The organism is Paeniglutamicibacter gangotriensis Lz1y, assembly GCF_000348945.1.
Classification (GTDB): Bacteria; Actinomycetota; Actinomycetes; order Actinomycetales; family Micrococcaceae; genus Paeniglutamicibacter; species Paeniglutamicibacter gangotriensis.
The window spans coordinates 1-17,548 of the sequence record NZ_AOCK01000011.1 but is presented as its reverse complement, the minus strand read 5'-3'; the positions used below and the strand labels follow the sequence as shown (position 1 = coordinate 17,548).

Annotated in this window: 18 protein-coding genes; 11 read left to right on the top strand and 7 right to left on the bottom strand. The window is 64.1% G+C overall.

Annotated features, from left to right (window positions below):
* Positions 1-43 precede the first annotated feature (43 nt).
* On the bottom strand, positions 44-1,192 hold the full coding sequence (locus tag ADIAG_RS16195) for a DNA polymerase III subunit delta' (protein ID WP_007272508.1): 1,149 nt from the start codon (positions 1,190-1,192) through the stop codon (positions 44-46).
* Between the two features lie 2 nt (positions 1,193-1,194).
* Positions 1,195-1,908, bottom strand: a complete 714-nt coding sequence (gene tmk, locus ADIAG_RS16190; RefSeq protein ID WP_007272507.1) for a dTMP kinase — start codon at positions 1,906-1,908, stop codon at positions 1,195-1,197.
* A gap of 65 nt (positions 1,909-1,973) precedes the next feature.
* Between tmk and ADIAG_RS16185 the strand changes: the two genes are divergently transcribed.
* A complete protein-coding gene (locus tag ADIAG_RS16185) occupies positions 1,974-3,125 on the top strand; it encodes a trans-sulfuration enzyme family protein (protein ID WP_007272506.1) in 1,152 nt (383 codons plus the stop codon).
* 5 nt (positions 3,126-3,130) lie between these two features.
* Positions 3,131-3,469: a DUF2516 family protein gene (locus tag ADIAG_RS16180; RefSeq protein WP_007272505.1), complete on the top strand. Its 339-nt coding sequence runs from the start codon at positions 3,131-3,133 to the stop codon at positions 3,467-3,469.
* Here the strand turns inward: ADIAG_RS16180 and ADIAG_RS16175 are convergent.
* The 3 genes from ADIAG_RS16175 to ADIAG_RS16165 form a co-directional block, all read right to left on the bottom strand.
* Complete coding sequence (locus ADIAG_RS16175; RefSeq protein WP_007272504.1) at positions 3,466-5,133, bottom strand: DUF5671 domain-containing protein; 1,668 nt, start codon at positions 5,131-5,133, stop codon at positions 3,466-3,468. The two genes, ADIAG_RS16180 and ADIAG_RS16175, sit on opposite strands and share 4 nt — an antisense overlap.
* The gene (locus ADIAG_RS16170) at positions 5,130-5,597 is read right to left on the bottom strand and encodes a globin family protein (protein ID WP_007272503.1); all 468 of its coding nucleotides are present in this window, start codon (positions 5,595-5,597) and stop codon (positions 5,130-5,132) included. Before ADIAG_RS16170 ends, ADIAG_RS16175 begins: the two co-directional genes overlap by 4 nt.
* 66 nt (positions 5,598-5,663) lie before the next feature.
* Entirely contained in the window at positions 5,664-6,521 is an 858-nt protein-coding gene (locus ADIAG_RS16165) for a hypothetical protein (protein ID WP_043475536.1), read from the bottom strand.
* Positions 6,522-6,606: 85 nt separating this feature from the next.
* Here ADIAG_RS16165 and ADIAG_RS16160 point away from each other — a divergent pair, with 85 nt between their 5' ends.
* Positions 6,607-7,350, top strand: coding sequence for a phosphoglyceromutase (locus ADIAG_RS16160; protein WP_007272501.1), 744 nt, complete (start codon positions 6,607-6,609; stop codon positions 7,348-7,350).
* Between the two features lie 304 nt (positions 7,351-7,654).
* Positions 7,655-7,957: a DUF4193 domain-containing protein gene (locus ADIAG_RS16155; protein WP_007272500.1), complete on the top strand. Its 303-nt coding sequence runs from the start codon at positions 7,655-7,657 to the stop codon at positions 7,955-7,957.
* A gap of 186 nt (positions 7,958-8,143) precedes the next feature.
* On the opposite strand, the gene phoU is transcribed toward ADIAG_RS16155, so the two are convergent.
* Positions 8,144-8,803 (bottom strand): phosphate signaling complex protein PhoU, encoded by a 660-nt coding sequence (phoU, locus tag ADIAG_RS16150; RefSeq protein ID WP_007272499.1) that lies wholly within the window; start codon positions 8,801-8,803, stop codon positions 8,144-8,146.
* Positions 8,804-8,982: 179 nt separating this feature from the next.
* Between phoU and ADIAG_RS16145 the strand changes: the two genes are divergently transcribed.
* Both ADIAG_RS16145 and ADIAG_RS16140 read left to right on the top strand, forming a co-directional pair.
* Positions 8,983-10,134, top strand: coding sequence for a sensor histidine kinase (locus tag ADIAG_RS16145; protein WP_007272498.1), 1,152 nt, complete (start codon positions 8,983-8,985; stop codon positions 10,132-10,134).
* A 66-nt stretch (positions 10,135-10,200) separates the two neighbouring features.
* Positions 10,201-10,881 carry a response regulator transcription factor gene (locus tag ADIAG_RS16140; RefSeq protein WP_007272497.1) on the top strand — a complete coding sequence of 227 codons (681 nt, stop codon included), beginning with the start codon at positions 10,201-10,203 and terminating at the stop codon, positions 10,879-10,881.
* A gap of 114 nt (positions 10,882-10,995) precedes the next feature.
* Here the strand turns inward: ADIAG_RS16140 and ADIAG_RS16135 are convergent, their stop codons facing one another.
* Positions 10,996-11,526 (bottom strand): hypothetical protein, encoded by a 531-nt coding sequence (locus ADIAG_RS16135; RefSeq protein ID WP_152426194.1) that lies wholly within the window; start codon positions 11,524-11,526, stop codon positions 10,996-10,998.
* 309 nt (positions 11,527-11,835) lie between these two features.
* Here ADIAG_RS16135 and ADIAG_RS16130 point away from each other — a divergent pair, with 309 nt between their 5' ends.
* The 5 genes from ADIAG_RS16130 (at position 11,836) to ADIAG_RS16110 (ending at position 17,344) form a co-directional block, all read left to right on the top strand.
* On the top strand, positions 11,836-12,318 hold the full coding sequence (locus ADIAG_RS16130) for a CarD family transcriptional regulator (RefSeq protein WP_007272495.1): 483 nt from the start codon (positions 11,836-11,838) through the stop codon (positions 12,316-12,318).
* Between the two features lie 156 nt (positions 12,319-12,474).
* Positions 12,475-13,737, top strand: coding sequence for a 2-C-methyl-D-erythritol 4-phosphate cytidylyltransferase (ispD, locus tag ADIAG_RS16125; protein ID WP_007272494.1), 1,263 nt, complete (start codon positions 12,475-12,477; stop codon positions 13,735-13,737).
* A 44-nt stretch (positions 13,738-13,781) separates the two neighbouring features.
* Positions 13,782-15,251 carry a cysteine--tRNA ligase gene (cysS, locus tag ADIAG_RS16120; RefSeq protein ID WP_007272493.1) on the top strand — a complete coding sequence of 490 codons (1,470 nt, stop codon included), beginning with the start codon at positions 13,782-13,784 and terminating at the stop codon, positions 15,249-15,251.
* Positions 15,252-15,356: 105 nt separating this feature from the next.
* A complete protein-coding gene (rlmB, locus tag ADIAG_RS16115; RefSeq protein WP_007272492.1) occupies positions 15,357-16,358 on the top strand; it encodes a 23S rRNA (guanosine(2251)-2'-O)-methyltransferase RlmB in 1,002 nt (333 codons plus the stop codon).
* 230 nt (positions 16,359-16,588) lie between these two features.
* Entirely contained in the window at positions 16,589-17,344 is a 756-nt protein-coding gene (locus tag ADIAG_RS16110; RefSeq protein WP_007272491.1) for a GlgB N-terminal domain-containing protein, read from the top strand.
* The last annotated feature ends 204 nt before the right edge of the window (positions 17,345-17,548 follow it).

Here is a 17,548-nt window from a genome sequence, read left to right as displayed (position 1 = left end):
CGGGCTCCTTGTGGGGATAGGGGAAAAGCGGGCGAGAAAATTGCTATTTGGCCGGACGCAGCGAGACCGCCATGGCCTCGATGGTCAACAGGGGGTTGCCCGGGGTCCAGATACGTTTCCGGGCCTCGGCGATGGCATCGATCTTCGCGATCGTTTGCTCGGAGCGTGAGGCGTTGGCATAAGCGTGCAATGGATCCGCGAGGTAGTCGTTGACCAGCTCGCTGCCGCTGCGCAGCTGCAGCACCAACACATCGCGGAAGAACGTGGTCAGGTCGATCAGCGAACGGTCCAAAGCATCGGTGGTGGCGCGCCGGGCACGACGCTTCGCATTCTCCTCCAGCGCCTTGAACGCGCTGCGTTGCTGGGGCGGGATCGGTGAATCCGCGTCAAGGCCCAACGAAGTGCGCAAGGAAGAGGCTTCGGTTTCGGCCCGTTCAGTCGACGAGGCAGTGGCCTCAGCGGTGGACAGCTCCACGAGTTCGGCCGCGGCCATCACCGCATCGGACACCGACCTGATGCGCAGCGGCAGGCGCACGGTGGTATCGCGGCGGCGCCGTGCTTGCTCGTCGCGGGCCAGCCGACGGGCCACCCCGATGTGCGACTGGGAGACACGGGCGGCGAAGTCGGCCTGCTCGGTAGTCAGTCCGTCACGACGCACCAGTAGCTCGGCGACGGACTGGCGGGTGGGCACAGCTAAGGACACCGAACGGCAGCGCGATCTGATGGTCACCAGGACGTCGGCAGGGGAGGGTGCGCACAGCATCCATACGGTGTGCGGTGGTGGCTCCTCGATGGACTTGAGTAGCACGTTGGTGGTGCGCTCGGTCATCCGGTCCGCGTCCTCGACAATGATCACGCGCCAGGGCGCGGTGGAGGGCCGGTCCTGTGCCTTGGTGATCAGTGTCCGGACGTCCTCGATCTGGTAGTTGACCTTCTCGGTGCTGATCAGCGCGACATCGGGGTGAGTGCCGGCCAGCACCGTGATGCAGGCCTTGCAGGTCCCGCAGCCCCGCTGTTCGGGGTCGGGCACCTGGCATTGCAGGGCCGCGGCGAAGGCGCGGGCGGCGTTCGACCGGCCCGAGCCAGGGGGGCCGGTGAACAGCCACGCGTGTGCAGGGTTGCCCTCGGCGACCGCGCGGCGCAGCGCGGTGATGGCTTTTTCCTGTCCCGGCAGGTCTCCCCAGACGTCCATGGTTAGGCTCCGGGTCCTGCGGGCAGTGCCGCGACGGCCTCGGCTATTGCCGAGGCCAAGATATCGACGCCGGTGGCGGCATCCAGCACCAGGTAGCGTTCCGGTTCGCGGGCGGCAAAGTCCACGAAGGCATCGCGGATGCGGGAATGGAACTCGTCGGGTTCGGATTCCAGACGGTCCTCGGTTACCGGCTGGCCATCGGGGCCCACGGTGCGCCGCGAGCGACCGTCGGCCGGTGAAACATCTAGTAATACGGTCAGATCCGGTGCCAAGCCGCCGGTGGCAAACTCGTTGATCGAGCGCACCTTGTCCTCACCCAAACCTCGGCCGATGCCCTGGTAGGCCAGAGATGAATCGACGAACCTGTCACAAATGACCATGGTGCCGGCCGCCAGGGCAGGACGGATGACCTGTTCGACGTGGGCGGCGCGGGCCGCGGCATACATTAACGCTTCGGTGCGGGCGTCCACGGTGCCCTGTCCGTGGTCGAGGACCAGGGAGCGCAACTTCTCGCCGATGGGGGTTCCGCCGGGCTCGCGGGTGTGCAGCACGGTGTGGCCCTTTTGGCCCAGGGCCTGGACCAGCAGTGCTGCCTGCGTGGATTTTCCGGCGCCGTCACCGCCTTCGAAGACGATGAAACGGCCTGCATTGACGGGGTTTGGTTGCGCGTTGCTCACGCCTTCCAGCCTATCGCCACCCGGGCCATGTCGGTTCATCTGCCCTGCGCCCGTGCGCGTCACGTGCTGGGGCGCGGACGGGCGCAGGGAGTAACCTCAAAGTCATGACCCGCCCTGAATCCGCGCCTTGGGCCCCGGACACCCTCGTGGTGGCCGCAGGACGCCCGCCGCATGAAGCTGACCAGCCCGTGAACCCGCCGATAGTGCTTTCCTCCACCTTCCATTCGTTGGGGACCCCGGGAGCCGGGGAAAAGGTCTACGGGCGCTTCACCAACCCCACCTGGGATCCGTTGGAAGAAACCATTGCCCAACTTGAGGATTGCGATCTGCCGGCCTTGGCCTATGCCTCCGGCATGGCCGCCGTGGCCGCTGCCCTGTCGCTGCTTCCTGCCGGCGGAACCATCGTGATGCCGTCCCACGCCTACAACGGGTCGCTCTCGCTGGTCGCCGAGCTTGAGGCCAACCTCGGGCTCACGGTGCGCCGCGTCGATTTGGCCGACACCGACGCGGCAATCGCTGCCTTCAACGGTGCCGACATGGCCTGGCTGGAATCGCCCACCAATCCGATGCTCGAGGTCGCGGACCTGCCTGTGCTGTTGGCCGCCGCGCGCGGGGCAGGGGCGCTGTCGGTGGTGGATAACACCTTCTCCACCCCGTTGCGCCAGCGCCCCCTGCAACAGGGTGCCGACGTGGTGGTGCATTCGGCCACCAAGTACATGGGAGGGCACTCGGATGTGGTCCTCGGGGCCGTGGTGACCCGGCATCCCGAGCTGCGTACCCGCCTGCACACCATGCGGACCTTGCATGGGGCAATCCCCGGACCCTTCGAGGCCTGGCTGACGCTGCGCGGCATCCGGACCATGGCCCTGCGCCTGGACAAGGCCGAGGCCAACGCCATGGAACTGGCCAAGCGCCTGGCCGATCACCCGGGGATCTCCAAGGTGCGCTACCCCGGCCTGCCGCAGGACCCCGGGCACCAACGAGCTGCAGCCCAGCTGGAGGGCTTCGGGGCCATCGTGGGAATCGAGATCGCCGGCGGCGCAGAGGTGGCCGATGCGATGCTCGCGGCCCTGAAACTGTGGACCCCGGCCACCTCCCTGGGCGGGGTCGAATCGCTGGCCGAGCGGCGCCGGCGCCACCCCGGGGAACCTGGCACTGTCCCGGAAAATCTGGTGCGGCTCAGTGTCGGTATCGAAAATGTTGAGGACTTGCACGCCGACCTCAGCGCCGCACTGGATGAAACCCGGCTAAGCTGAAACACATGGTTTACGCGCACTTGTTCGAGATGTATCTGCTGTTCGCACTCAGTGTCCTCGCCGCGGTGCTTGCCATCGTGGCCCTCGTGGACGCGGTGCGGCGCCCCGCAGCCAACTACCTGCGCGAGAACAAGCGCAGCAAGCCGTTCTGGATGGGACTGACTGCTGCAGCGACCCTCGTGTGTGGGCTCTCGGCCTATACCGGGTTTGCGAACATCGCTGCCGGGGCCATTGGTGGCGGCGGCGGCGGGATCTTCCAGCTCATCGGCGCCTGCATCGCCTGCGTGTACCTCGCAGACGTCAAGCCCGCCGTGTCCGGCAAGGGCGGCTACTACCCGTACTAGGCCCGGCGGCGGGTCTCGGCCGCCAGCTCGATGACCTCGAGGCTGTCCTCGGGGCCTGCCAGTAGGAGGACGCGCTCTGCCTCGACGCCTTCAAGAACTCGGAAGAGTTGCGCGGGGCCCGGCGTCCCGCCCGGTGCGTGCTGGCGCCGCAGTATCGTGACAGTGGCGCCGGTGTGGTCGCGGATCGCGGATGCGAGCTCTTCTGCATCCGCACCGGCCACCAGCACCACCTCCCTGATACCGCGTTTGCGTTCGGTCCCGGATGCAGCTTCCGCCTCGGGGACCGGCGCCGATACGCGGGCATGCCGCCAGAGTGCGAAGTGGTACCCTGCCACCAACCCGGTGGCCACCAGCAGGCCCAGGGGCGCGCGGACGCGTTCGAGCAGGCCCGAACCGGCGGCATCCCCCAGCATGAATTCAAAGAGCCGGAAGCCGATCACCAGCAGCGTCACCAGGGCAACCACCGCGCTGATCCCGAAGATCAGGACTAGGTAGATCCTCCTGCCCTGCGGGTCCGAGGGCCGGGTCGGATGCCAGGTGAACCACCACAGCGGCCCGCCGATGGCCAGCGAACTGAGGCCGGCCAGTAGAAGCTCCCTAGCGTCTGTGCCGCCCAACTGCGTGGTACCCGTGGCAAGGGCCGCGTTGACGACGACTCCGATGCCCGAGGCAGCAGCGGCCAGGACGATCCCGGAAATTGCCAATCCGGCCGCGGCAGGGACCGGCGCCGGCCGCCCCCGGGCGATCCGGGCGTGGTACAGCCAGGACAGTGTGCCGAGCAGTGCGGCGGCCAGGGCTTCGGGTGCCGGCTCCAACAGCACCGGCACCGGGTCGGTGCGGTCAAGTGCCAGGCGCAGCAGTACGAACAGCAGGACGCCTGCCCCGCCCAGGGCCAGGATTGCGGACCCGCCGATGCCGATCACCACCAGGGAAACCCCGGACAGCGTGGTGTGCAGCTTGCGGGTGCCCTCGCGGACCCAGTGCCACCACCAGATCAGGATCCCGCCTACGGCCCAGACCAGCAGCCCGAGGCTGGCGCGCCACCAGGGCACCCCGATGACTGCCAGCTCCCCGCCCGTCCCGATCGCCCGTTCGAAGAGCATGCCCAGCGCGGTGGTGCTTGAGCCCAAACCGATCACCAACCCCACGGCGGTGCCCAGCACCTGCGGGACCTTCGCCAACGCCAACGGGCCACGCGTTCGGTGGCCCAGAATCCACCGATGCCACACCCAGACCCCGGCCCAGGCTAGGCCGGTGGCCAGAGGGGACATCCAAGAACCTGTGTCCCCGCCGGCCAGGGAAGCCACGGCAGCAATGCCGAAGCTGGCCGCGGTGAGAAGTGAAGTAATGCACATGGCCGAGACATAGATGCCCCAGGCCGTGGCGCGGCGCTCGGCCGGATGGGCCAGCAGCCGCCACGAGGCCCAGAACACCACGGCACCCAGCGGGCCGCCGACCAGGGTCAGTGCCAGGTCAAGCGCCAGTGACGAGGAATCGTTGAACGCGATCACGTCCGGCGTGGTGAACAACCTGCCCAACAGTCCGCTCACGCCGGAAGCGGTGAGGGCCACCAAGGCGAACAAGAGCACGTAGAGAATGATGCGGCGAAGCGTGCCCAATGCGGGGGCCGTCGTGCGGCCCCCGGCAGCGTCGGGGGCGCTCATGGCGCAAATTCCTGGCCCGGGCAGACGAGCAACGGCCACGGCGCTTTGGAGATCAACCACTGTCCCTCAACGAGGGACAGGTCGAAGGATTCCTCGCTTGCGTATTCGGGGCTACCGAAGGGCCCGCCGACATTCATGTAGGAAATGGAAACCACGACGTCTGCAGTGGTTTCGCGCTGGGTCGTGGATACCAGTGCGACCCGGATGTTTCGCTCGGGGGCCACCGATTCGAACTCCTTGCACCGGGTGTCCTGCCCGGGTTCGAGGAAGCGGGCGGCGGCGTCCTCATCGCCGCCGATGACTGCGGTGACATAGCCCTGCACCACCCCGGCAGGGGTGGAGGGATCAAGCGGTTTCGGTGTGCCCCGCGTGAGCACAACGACCAGTGACGCGAGCACGAGGGCGGCAATCACACAGAGTAGCAGGACCAGTGGTCTCCCGGGCCGTCCAATACCTTTGACCATGGATCAAGTATGGTCTCGCACCGGGGAAATTGCACATCCTTCAGGGCGGGCAAAATCCGGTGATGGCTAGTTGGGTTCCGCCAGGGCCAACGCTCCGCTGCGCGGGGCCACGGCCTCCCACTTCACCGTCACCTCGCCCAGTCTCCAACGCGAGGCCGAATCACAGATCGGCCAGCCCGACTCGCGCAGTGCACGGCACATGGACACCCAACGTTGCTTGTTGCCGAAGGTGGCCAGGGGTGCGGCGCTGAGCCATGCGGCATCGGCGGCGGTGAGAAAATCATGGATGCGTTCACCGGAAATATTGCGGTGGATCAGCGCCTTGGGCAGCCGTTCGGCCACATCCGAGGGTCGGGTAAAGGCGCCGAAGCGCAGGGAAATGCTCAAGGTTTGTGGGCCGCCCTTGGTGAGCGTGACCCAGGAACTGCGCCGGCCGATCTCATCGCAGGTGCCCTCGATGATCATCCCGTGCTCCGTCAGTCGACCGGCCATCGTTTCCCAGATGCCCGGCACATCGGATTCGTCGTATTGCCGCAGCACATTGAAGGCGCGGATCACCGTGGCGTCCGATTCAATGGGGATCTCGAACCCACCCAGACGGAAATCAAGGCCCTCCAAGTGCAGGGCGACACCGCGGGCGACACGTTCGGGTTCAATCTCAATGCCGAAGACGCGTGCGGTGGGGCTGATGGCGCGCACCCGCTCGTAGAATTCGACGGCGGTGGCAGGAGACGCGCCGAACCCTAGGTCGACGGCTATGGGTGGTGCGCCGGTGGTCTCGGGGCGAAGACGCCAGCCCTGGGAGCCGGTCATCCAGCGGTCCACGCGGCGCATGCGGTTGGGATTTGTGGTCCCACGGGTCGTATTGCCCAGTGGGCGACCGGTCCGTGACCGTCCGCCGAGCCGAGTCGCTTTCTGAACCATTGCTTTAAGAGTAAAGTGTCGGCCACGTCCCGAATGCACGTAACGGAATAAAGTAAGGCACTTCACGCGTCCTAGAATGGTTTCTATGACCTACACCTTGATCCTGCTGCGCCACGGGCAAAGCGAGTGGAACGAAAAAAACCTGTTCACCGGTTGGTACGATGTACCGCTCACCGAGAAGGGCCGTGCCGAGGCAACCCGCAGCGGCACGCTGCTGACCGAGGCCGGGCTGGCCCCTGCCGTCCTGCACACCTCGCTGCTCAAGCGCGCCATCATCACTGCCAACCTCGCCCTTGAATCAGCGGATCTGTCGTGGATCCCGGTCAAGCGCAACTGGCGTTTGAACGAGCGCCACTACGGTGCGCTGCAGGGTAAGGACAAGGCCGCTACCCTGGCCGAATACGGCGAAGAGCAGTTCATGGAATGGCGCCGTAGCTACGACACCCCTCCGCCGGTGTTGGCCGACGACTCGGAGTTCAGCCAGATCAACGATCCGCGCTATGCGGACCTGGGTGACGACGCGCCACGCACCGAATGCCTCAAAGACGTTCTGGTCCGCATGCTCCCGTACTGGGAGGACGAGATCAAGCCCGACCTCGCGGCTCACCAGACGGTGCTTGTCACCGCGCACGGCAACTCGCTGCGCGCCTTGGTCAAGCACCTCGATGGCATCAGCGACGAGGATATCGCCGGATTGAACATTCCCACCGGCATTCCGTTGGTCTACGAACTGAATGAGGACTTCACTCCGGTCACCCGTGGTGGGCAGTACCTGGATGCCGACGCCGCGGCGGATGCCATCAAGGCAGTAGCCAACCAGGGCCGCTAAGCCGGTTCGTTCCTCGCATCAGGGGGACTCTTCGGGGTCGTGGTCAATGTCCATCGCGGGCATTGACCACGACCCCGTTTTGCGCGGTGGCAGGCCACGCAATAATGGGTGTCTCGGCGGGGTTCCTCGGCAGTGGCGGTGCTCCTGACCATAGGGATGTCGTACCCTAGGGCTCCGCCGACATGTCGTTGGTCACAAGACGCCCTGTGGGGGAGCGAAAAATCGGGTTTAGGCTTGCGCGCTCGGTTTCATGCTGTACTGTGTCGTCTCGACGTACCCCTGATTCACGTAAGGACTGCATTTAATGGCAACTGATTATGATGAGGTCCGGCCGGACGTAGCCGAGGCCCGTAAGGCCTCCCTAGACGCGGTCCAGTCCGCAAACGCCCCGGACGCGCGCAGCGTGTCCCGGGATCTGGATGAGGCAGACACCTCTGATGGTGTCGAACTCGGTGGTGCCGACCTGTCCAACGAGGAACTATCCGTCACGGTGATCCCGCAGACGGAAGAAGAGTTCCTGTGTGGTTCATGCTTCCTGATCCGCCACCGCACGCTGCTGGCGCGCGAGTCCAAGGGCGTGGCATACTGCCGCGACTGCGAAAGCTAAAAGCCCGAGCCACGAAGACACCCTGCCGCTGCACCATAGGCCCTGTCGGATCACACGCAAAGCGTGTTCCCCGAGAGGGCAAGGCGCAGCGTTTCGATATTTAAGCAGGTCCACTACGGCACAAAAAATGCGGGTGGGCCAACGCTTTGGCTGGCCCACCCGCATTCTTGGTGCGTAGTGCGGGGATTAGAAAACGGTGATGTCCGGATCCCATTCGCCGGTCACCAAGTAAGAGACCTTGCGAGCCACCGATACCCCGTGGTCGCCGAAGCGCTCAAGGTAGCGGCTGGTCAGGGTGACATCGGCGGTCATCGGCCCGGAGTGTGACCACTCGGGGGAAGCGACGGCCTTGAAGATTGAGACGTGCAGTTCATCAATCTTGGTATTCAACTCGATGATCTCCCGGGCAACAGCCAAATCCCGGCTGTCCAGCAGTTCGCCGACCTTGCCGGCGATCGCGATGTCCAGTTCGGCCATGGCCTGGAAAGTCGGGGCGATAGAGTCGGGGACCACCTGCTGCGGGAAACGCAGGCGGGCCAGCTGGGCCACGTGGCGGGCCAGGTCTCCCATGCGCTCCAGCGACGCGCTCATGCGCAGGGACCCGACGATCATGCGCAGGTCCGAGGCCACGGGGCCCTGGAGGGCGAGGACATCGATGGCGCGCTCATCAAGCTGGTTCTGCAGGAAATCGATTTTCGCGTCCTCGCCGATGACTTCCTGGGCCAACTCGATATCCGCGTTCGCAAATGACTCATAGGCCCGCTCCATGGCCGTGGCCACCAAACGCGACATCTCAATGAGTTCTTCTCCGATTTGCTGCAGATCGGCCTGGAAAACCTTACGCACGCGGGCGTCCTTTCACTACGGTGGCACCGCGTCCGACGCGGACCACGGAACTGTTCATGTCTATTCTTACAGCACCGGGTGAACCAACGTGACGCACAAGGTGAACGTTTAGTGAATGAGTCGCCGCGCGGCACGCTTTGGCAGGGGTGTGGCGGTGAACCCCGGCTAGGCTAGGAAACGTGAATGATGTCTTGCTATCCGTGGTTGCGGGCCTCGTCGGGTTGGCCCTGGGCATTGTGGGCATCATGGCGTACCGCGGCTCCTTACTGACCCGCGGCGGGCTGCCCGTGGTGGGCGAACCGACGCTGCCCGAAGGTTCCGCCGAGGTGCTCTCGGTCATTGGCCGTGCCTTCGTGATCCTCGATGAGGTCGACGGGGTGGTGCGGGCCAATCCCGCTTCCTATGCCTATGGGCTCGTCCGCGGTCATACGCTGATCCACGAGGAGTTGCGTGACTTGGCCCGCAAGGTCCGAGCCGACGGGGTGATCGCCGAGCGGGAATTCGAGCTGCAGCGCGGCACCATGGGTGTGGCCAGCATGTTCGTCCACGTGCGCGTCGCCCCGTTGGGCGAGGAATACATCCTGCTGCTGGCAGATGACCGCACCGAACTGACTCGCACCGCAGCGGTGCGCAACGACTTCGTTGCCAACGTCTCCCACGAACTCAAGACCCCCGTCGGGGCGATCTCCCTGTTGGCCGAGGCCATCGACGGGGCCGCCGACGACGAGGTTGCGGTGCGCCGCTTCACCACCCGTCTGCACAAGGAATCGGCGCGTCTGGCCGCACTGGTGCAAGACATCATCGAACTTTCCCGGCTGCAGGGCACCGACGTGGTGCTCGCCGGAGAGGCCATCGACCTCAACGAGGTCTTGGCCGAGGCGGTGGACCGCAACAAGCTTCCCGCGGAGGAAAAACGCATCAAGATCTCGATGGGCGGAAGCATCGAAGCGGGGGTGTTGGGGGATCGGGACCTGTTGATGACCGCATTGCGCAACCTCATCGACAACGCCATCCGCTATTCCCCGGAAGACACCACTGTGGGGGTAGGGCTGCGGGAACGTGATGGATTGATCCAAATCTCCGTCACCGACCAAGGTCCGGGCATCGCCCCGGATGAGCAAGACCGGATCTTTGAACGCTTCTACCGCATCGACGCCGCACGCTCCCGCCACACCGGGGGTACCGGTCTGGGGCTGAGCATCGTGAAGCACGTGGTGGCCAATCACGGCGGAGAGATCACCCTGTGGTCGCAACCCGGACAGGGTTCGACCTTCACCGTGCGCCTGCCCATGTTGGAAGAACGCGGCGACAACGACAAATCGCTTCCCTAACGTGGAACGAATAAACACAACATGGTCGGCGTCCCTGCGGGGCACCGATCTGAAGGAGGGACGGGGATGACCCGTATTTTGCTGGTTGAGGACGAGGAATCGCTCTCGGACCCGTTGACGTACCTGCTGGAAAAAGAGGGCTTCGAGGTTCGTGTGGCCGAGAACGGCCTGGACGCGGTCACGGAGTTCGAGCGCCACGGCGCCGATCTGGTGCTGCTCGATCTGATGCTTCCGGGCCAACCCGGTACCGAAGTATTCCGCCAGATCCGTACGACTTCCCAAGTCCCCGTGATCATGCTGACAGCCAAGGACTCCGAGATCGACAAGGTCGTGGGCCTGGAGCTGGGCGCCGACGACTACGTCACCAAGCCCTATTCCTCGCGTGAATTGGTGGCCCGCATCCGCGCGGTGCTGCGCCGCCAGGGCGAGGGCGACGAGCTGGTGACCAACGTTGTCGCTGCCGGTCCGGTGCGTATGGACGTCGAACGCCACGTGGTCTCGGTGCGCAACGACGAAGTCTCGATGCCGCTGAAGGAGTTCGAGCTGCTGGAGATGCTGCTGCGCAATGCCGGGCGCGTGCTGACCCGCGGGCAGCTGATCGACCGCGTCTGGGGTTCGGACTACGTCGGAGACACCAAAACGCTTGATGTGCACGTGAAGAGGTTGCGTTCAAAGATTGAGCCCGAACCCGCGGTACCGGTGCACCTGGTGACAGTGCGCGGCCTGGGCTACAAGTTTGAGGCGTAGTAGAGCGTAGATCGCCCCGGGAAAGCATCGGCCAGAGACGCGAGTGGAGCCCGATGGATCTTTCCATCGGGCCCCACTCATATGCTTCTTGACGGCCTAGGCGCCGCGGCCGACTTAGTGTCCGGCGGGCTTCGGTGACGGAGTCAAGTGCGCCAGATCGCTCGGCTCGAACCCGCCCGGGACATACTCACGGTATTCCTCGAGTGTTCCATCGATAACCGGGATGCTGGGGCTGGCGGAGTTCACGCCCACTGTCAAGGTCGCGGGTACATGGGCTCCAGGAGCCACACCGGTGGATGATAACAGGGTCTTGTTCTCGTCTTCTTCAAATTCCACGACGCTCTTGGCCGGGACCTTGACGGTGACGCTGTCGGTATCGAGCTTCAGCTCGAAGGTCTCGTCTTTGTCGGTGTTGTTAACGAGGGAGCCGAGTACGCGGGCCTCGTCGGTGGCACTCTTGGTGACGAGCATCAGGTTGCGGACATCAAGATCTCCGACGTTAAGTACGATTCCGTCGGAAGCGGCGTACTGGTAGGTCGTCGCCTGCTCGTTGATGGCACCACAGCTGGTAACACCAAGGGTCAACATGGCCAATGCGGCTGCTGCAACGACGCGGCGTCCACGGTTCTTCTGTGCGGTCATCACGGCACAAACTCCTCAATCAGGTTCGAGTTCGGGTGAGCTCGTGGGCACACGGGTTGCACCCGAGGGAGCCACTCTCGTGTCCTAGCCTAAGGGGTTTCCCCCCAAATGTATGATTCGGCTCCCGGCGGAAGCGTCATCAATGTACTGATGATCAGCACTAAACGACCCGAAATGACCCCTTTGCATAGCACTAGATTGCCGACTTGGGAAGAGGCAAAACCGCGCCATTACTAGGGAGTAGAGGAGGCCCCCGAATCGTTTTGGGCATTTATCGTGATAAACTGGTAATTGGGAAAGGGGTTTATCCACATGGTTTTTGAGGTTGGCGAGACAGTTGTCTACCCGCACCACGGTGCAGCAATGATCGAAGAGATCAAGATGCGCACCATCAAGGGCGAAGAGAAGATGTATCTCAAGCTTAAGGTTGCCCAGGGTGATTTGACCATCGAGGTTCCGGCAGAAAATGTCGATCTCGTTGGCGTGCGCGATGTAGTTGGTCAGGAGGGCTTGGATGAAGTCTTCGACGTTCTCCGTGCCGAGTTTACTGAAGAGCCTACCAACTGGTCGCGTCGATACAAGGCGAACCTGGAGAAGCTTGCTTCCGGTGACGTCATCAAGGTGGCAGAGGTCGTTCGCGATCTGTGGCGCCGAGACAATGACCGCGGGCTTTCCGCAGGCGAAAAGCGCATGCTTGCAAAGGCACGCCAGATCCTGATCAGTGAACTTGCGCTGGCCAAGAAGCTTGACGAGGAAAAAGCAGAGACTGTCCTCGACGAAGTTCTGGCCTCGTAAGAACTTTTTGAACCGTAAGAGATTTGTTCCCCGGTGGGGGTCCTCGAGCATCCGCAAGGATGTTCGCGGACCCCCACCGGCATTTAACCCGCAGTTACTTGCCCCGCCGACGTAGCCCGGACCAACACGACTAGGCTGTAACCCGTGAGTGCACCCATGTCGCTAAGCGACCAAAACATCGAACATACCGCGATCATTGTGGTTGCGGCAGGCTCTGGAACCCGGCTCGGTTACGGGATCCCGAAGGCCTTGGTGCCGTTGGCAGGACGGTCCCTGCTCGAACACGCACTCGACGGCATCCTGCAGGCGAACTGCGCCGCCCAGATCATCGCCGTGCTGCCCGCCGGTGACGCCCCATTGGCCGCCCTGGCGGGGAACCACCCTTCGCGCCCCACCTGCGTCGAGGGGGGAGCCACCCGCAGCGACTCGGTCCGCTCCGGCCTCGCGGCGCTGAAGCCTGGGACCGAACGGGTACTGATCCACGATGCTGCCCGCGCGCTAACCCCGCCGGAGGTCTTCCGCGAGGTGACACTCGCACTCGTCCGCGGCGCCCACGCCGTGATCCCGGTGTTGCCGGTGGTTGACACCATCAAGCAAGTCGCTAACGACGGTAGCGGAACTTCACCGCACGTCACCGGCACCCCTGCCCGTGAATCTTTACGCGCGGTGCAGACCCCGCAAGGGTTCCACGCACCGACGTTGTTGGAGGCCCACGAACGTGCCGCCGGATGGACACCTGCCGAAGCCGCCGCCATCACCGACGATGCCATGCTCATGGAAATGCTCGGAGAACGTGTGGACACGGTGCCCGGGGCAGCTGCGGCGCTGAAAATCACCACCAAGCCCGATCTCACGCTGGCCAGCTCCATGCTGCAGGAGCGCAAGCCTGGGAAATCCGCTGACGAGCTGCAGCCGGCCAGGGACACCCCCCTGTTGATCCCACGTACCGGCATCGGGATCGATGTGCACGCCGTCGCAGACTCCGCCGAGCCCCGGCCGATGTGGCTTGCCGGACTGCACTTCCCGGAGGACCAAGGCCTGTCCGGGCATTCCGACGGGGATGCCGTCGCACATGCGGCCTGCGATGCGCTCTTCTCGGCCGCTGGCATCGGAGACCTGGGCACGCACTTCGGGACCGACCGCCCCGAGTATGCGGGAGCGGCCGGCACCACGCTGTTGGCCGAGGCGGCCAGGCTGGTGCGTGAGGCGGGATTCGAGATCGGCAACGTGGCGGTCCAGTTCGTGGGTCGTCGCCCGAAGTTCTCCGCCCGCCGGCTGGAAGCCGATGCCGTGCTCAGCGCGGCGGCGGGTGCTCCGGTCACCGTCACCGCCACGACGTCGGACGGACTGGGTTATGAAGGTACGGGGGAGGGACTGACTGCGTACGCCACCGCCCTGGTGTATTCTCTCCGTCGCTAAGGCGCCCGTCGGATCCGGTTGACGACCTCGGATAACCTTGAGGGGTGACTATCCGTTTTTATGACACCAAGCAGGCAACGACCCGGGACTTCGTCCCCCTGAACGAGGGCAAGGTCGGGCTGTACTACTGCGGTGCGACAGTCCAGGGGATGCCGCACGTGGGCCACGTGCGCAGCGCCATCGCTTTCGACATCCTCACTCGCTGGTTGGAAAACCGCGGGTTCGAGGTCACGGTGGTCCGCAACGTCACGGACATCGACGACAAGATCCTAGAAAAGTCCGCGGCCTCTTTCGCCGAAGACTTCGAGGCGGACGATGACTACATTGCCGGCGAACAGTGGTTCGCCTTGGCTTACCGCTTCGAGCAGGAATTCGCCTCCGCCTACGACACCCTCGGGGTGCGCCGTCCCACCTATGAACCGCGCGCGACCGGACACATCACCGAGATGCACCAGCTCATCGCCCGACTCATCGAGGAGGGGCACGCCTACCCGGCGTTGGATGACTCCTCAGATGTCTACTTCGACGTTCGTTCCTTCCCCGCCTACGGCACCCTGACCCATCAAAAAGTCGACGACATGCAGGGCGCCCCGGATGCCGATCCACGTGGCAAGAAGGATCCCCGGGACTTCGCGCTGTGGAAGGGCCGCAAGGCCACCGACCCGGCCACCGCCTCCTGGCCCAGTCCCTGGGGCACCGGTCGCCCGGGCTGGCACCTGGAATGCTCCGCCATGGTCACCAAATACCTGGGCACCGCATTCGACATCCATGGCGGCGGACTTGACCTGCGCTTCCCGCACCATGAGAACGAGATGGCACAGTCAATGGCCGCCGGCCACGACTTCGCCAACTTCTGGATGCACAATGGCATGGTCACCTACGAGGGTGAAAAGATGTCCAAGTCCATTGGAAACACCATCTCCCCGGCCCAAATGCTGGAAGTGGCCACCCCGAGGGTCGTTCGTTATTTCCTGGGCCAAGCCCACTACCGATCCCAGTTGGACTACCGGCCCGATTCGCTCACCGAGGCCGCCTCTGCCATCGAGCGGATCGACACCTTTATCGCCAACGCACTGTCCCGCATCCACGGGGTTGGTCCGAGCGAGGACTTCTCCATCGACATGCACCACTTCGTGGTCACCGAGGCTTTCGCCTCGGCCATGAACGACGATTTGAACGTGCCCATGGCATTGGCCGCGCTGCATGAGACGGTGCGCCGCGGCAACACTGCCTTGGCCGCCGGCGACATGGAAGCCGCCGACCAAGCCCTGCAGCAGGTGATGGCCATGACCTACACGCTGGGCTTGGACGACACCATCGAGGCCGGCGGTGCCGCCGACGCGGCGCAGTCCGCGGCCCTTGACGTGCTGGTTGCCGCGCAACTTGCGGACCGGGCAGCAGCCCGGAGCGCCAAGGACTGGGCCCGTTCCGATGCCATCCGGGACACCTTGGCCGCGGCCGGAATCCTTGTCGAGGATTCCGCCGACGGAGCCAGTTGGAGCCTGAAAGCGTAAGTTGCCCCACAAAGAACAAGGGATCGAGGTTCCTTGTCGCTAAAATGGGCGGGACGGTGAGTGAAATCGCCGTGCCGTCCGCCCCGATCCTAGGAATACACCATCATGTCTGCTGCACCAAGGCGTTCCAGCGCCACAAGCAAGAACAAGAAGGGCCCCTCCGTCGGAACCGGCGGATACGGCCGCAAGGCACTCGAAGGCAAGGGACCCACGCCCAAGGCCGAAGACCGCCCGTACCACAAGGCCTTTAAGAGCAAGGAGCTCGCCGAGCGCTCCGCCGCCAAGCGCACTCCGTCCAGGGGCGGCTCCGCACCCCGCGGCCGCAGCACCGGTGGACGCTCGAAGAACAGCGAAGAGCTGGTGACCGGCCGCAACTCGGTAGTTGAGGCACTGCGCGCCGGCATCCCGGTCAAGGCGCTGCACCTGGCCATCCGCATCGACGTGGACGAGCGTGTGCGCGAGACCATGAAGATCGCTGCCGAGCGTGGCATCCCGGTGATGGAATCCAGCAAGAGCGAACTGGATCGGATGACTGACGAAGCAATCCACCAGGGCCTGGTCCTGCAGGTACCGCCGTACGACTACGCCGATGCGCTGGAGACCGTCAAGGCCACCATCTCCAAGCACAAGAAGGGCTACATCAAGAACGCCCCGCTCTTCATCGCCCTGGACGGCATCACCGACCCGCGCAACCTCGGTGCCATCATCCGTTCGGCATCCGCGTTCAACGCCCACGCGGTGATCGTGCCAGAACGCCGCTCGGTGGGCATGACCGCCTCGGCTTGGAAGACCAGTGCCGGTGCGGCGGTGCGTGTGCCCGTCACCCGCGCCCCCAACCTGACTGCCACGCTCAAAGGCATGAAGGAAGCCGGAGTGTTCGTCGTTGGCCTGGACGGCGAGGGCGATGTCTCGCTTCCGGACCTTGACCTGGCCACCGACCCGCTGTGCATCGTTGTCGGCTCCGAGGGCAAGGGACTCTCTCGCCTGGTGCGGGAGAACTGCGACTTGATCCTTTCGATCCCGATCAACTCGTCCATGGAGTCCTTGAATGCGTCGATGGCAGTAGGCATCACGCTCTATGAGGTTTCGCGCAAACGCAGCGCCTGATCCATAACTTCCACGGCTCCGAGCCGTGGCCGAAAGTGGTTCGACGTTTCCGAAAGGATTCGTCGGACCACTTTTTCGTTTTCCGAAGCAATGTGCCACGGCGGCACGGTGTGGGGCTATTCCCAAGCCCATGGATTATCGATAGCGTGAGAGTCAACGGCAAACGCGGCTCAGAAACGGGCCGGCAACCGCATTCTTAAGTTGCTACATGAGGGACGGGAGCCACGTATATGGGTTCAACGCGGCTGGACGCCGAAGATTACGCGCCGCATCGGCTCGAGGACTCGTTGGGGGCGCCGTTACATGTGCGTCCCGAGATCCTTGAAGCGGTAGAGCGCGGCGAGGACAAGTCCCCGCATGCTGTCCTGGGCCCCCACCTGAACTTGTTGGGCCACGTAAGTGTCAGGACCCTGCAACGTGATGTCTTGGCTATCAATATCCTCACCGCCACCGATACCGTGCCGCTGACCCGAGAACATGGTGACATCTGGGTGGGCCTGCTCGAAGCCCTGGAGATTGGGCGGGTGCCCGACTACCGGATCCAACGGATCGAGTCCGATGGGGTTCGGATCATTGATGATCCGTATCGGCACACCCCGAGACTCGGAGAGTTGGAACTGCACCGGATCAGGACCGGGGGCATGGACACGCTTGAACTGCTTCTTGGCGCTCACCCACAGCATTACTCCTCACCCATGGGCGAGGTTGAAGGCACCGGATTCGTGGTCAGCCAGGCAGAAGCCCTCGCTGTGCGCGTCTGCGGGGATTTTAATATCTGGAACGGTTCCTCACATGCAATGCGGCGGCTGGGCCTGAGCGGGATCTGGGAGATCTTCATCCCCGGTGTACCCACCGGGGCCAAGTACCGGTTTGAGTACTTAGAGCCGACTGGCACGTGGGTCGAGTATGCCGATCCCGTGGGGCACTATTCGACCGAGGATCCAGACTCCATTTGCGTGGTTCAACCAGAAGGGTTCGAAGCTTAGGCCTTCGTGCCTCAAGCGAGGCCCAAATCGTTCTTGGAACGATGGGGAACTTCCTGTGCTTCAGTTCACAAGCCTCGAAATCGGGCTAATCTCCTGTTTCAAGCGGTCTAAAGCGTGAAACACCACGTGTTTCCGGGACTTTGGTGTCGTATCCCGGCTAGGAGCAGGCGGTTTGGACATTCCGGCCCGTTGCGCGTAGAGTTG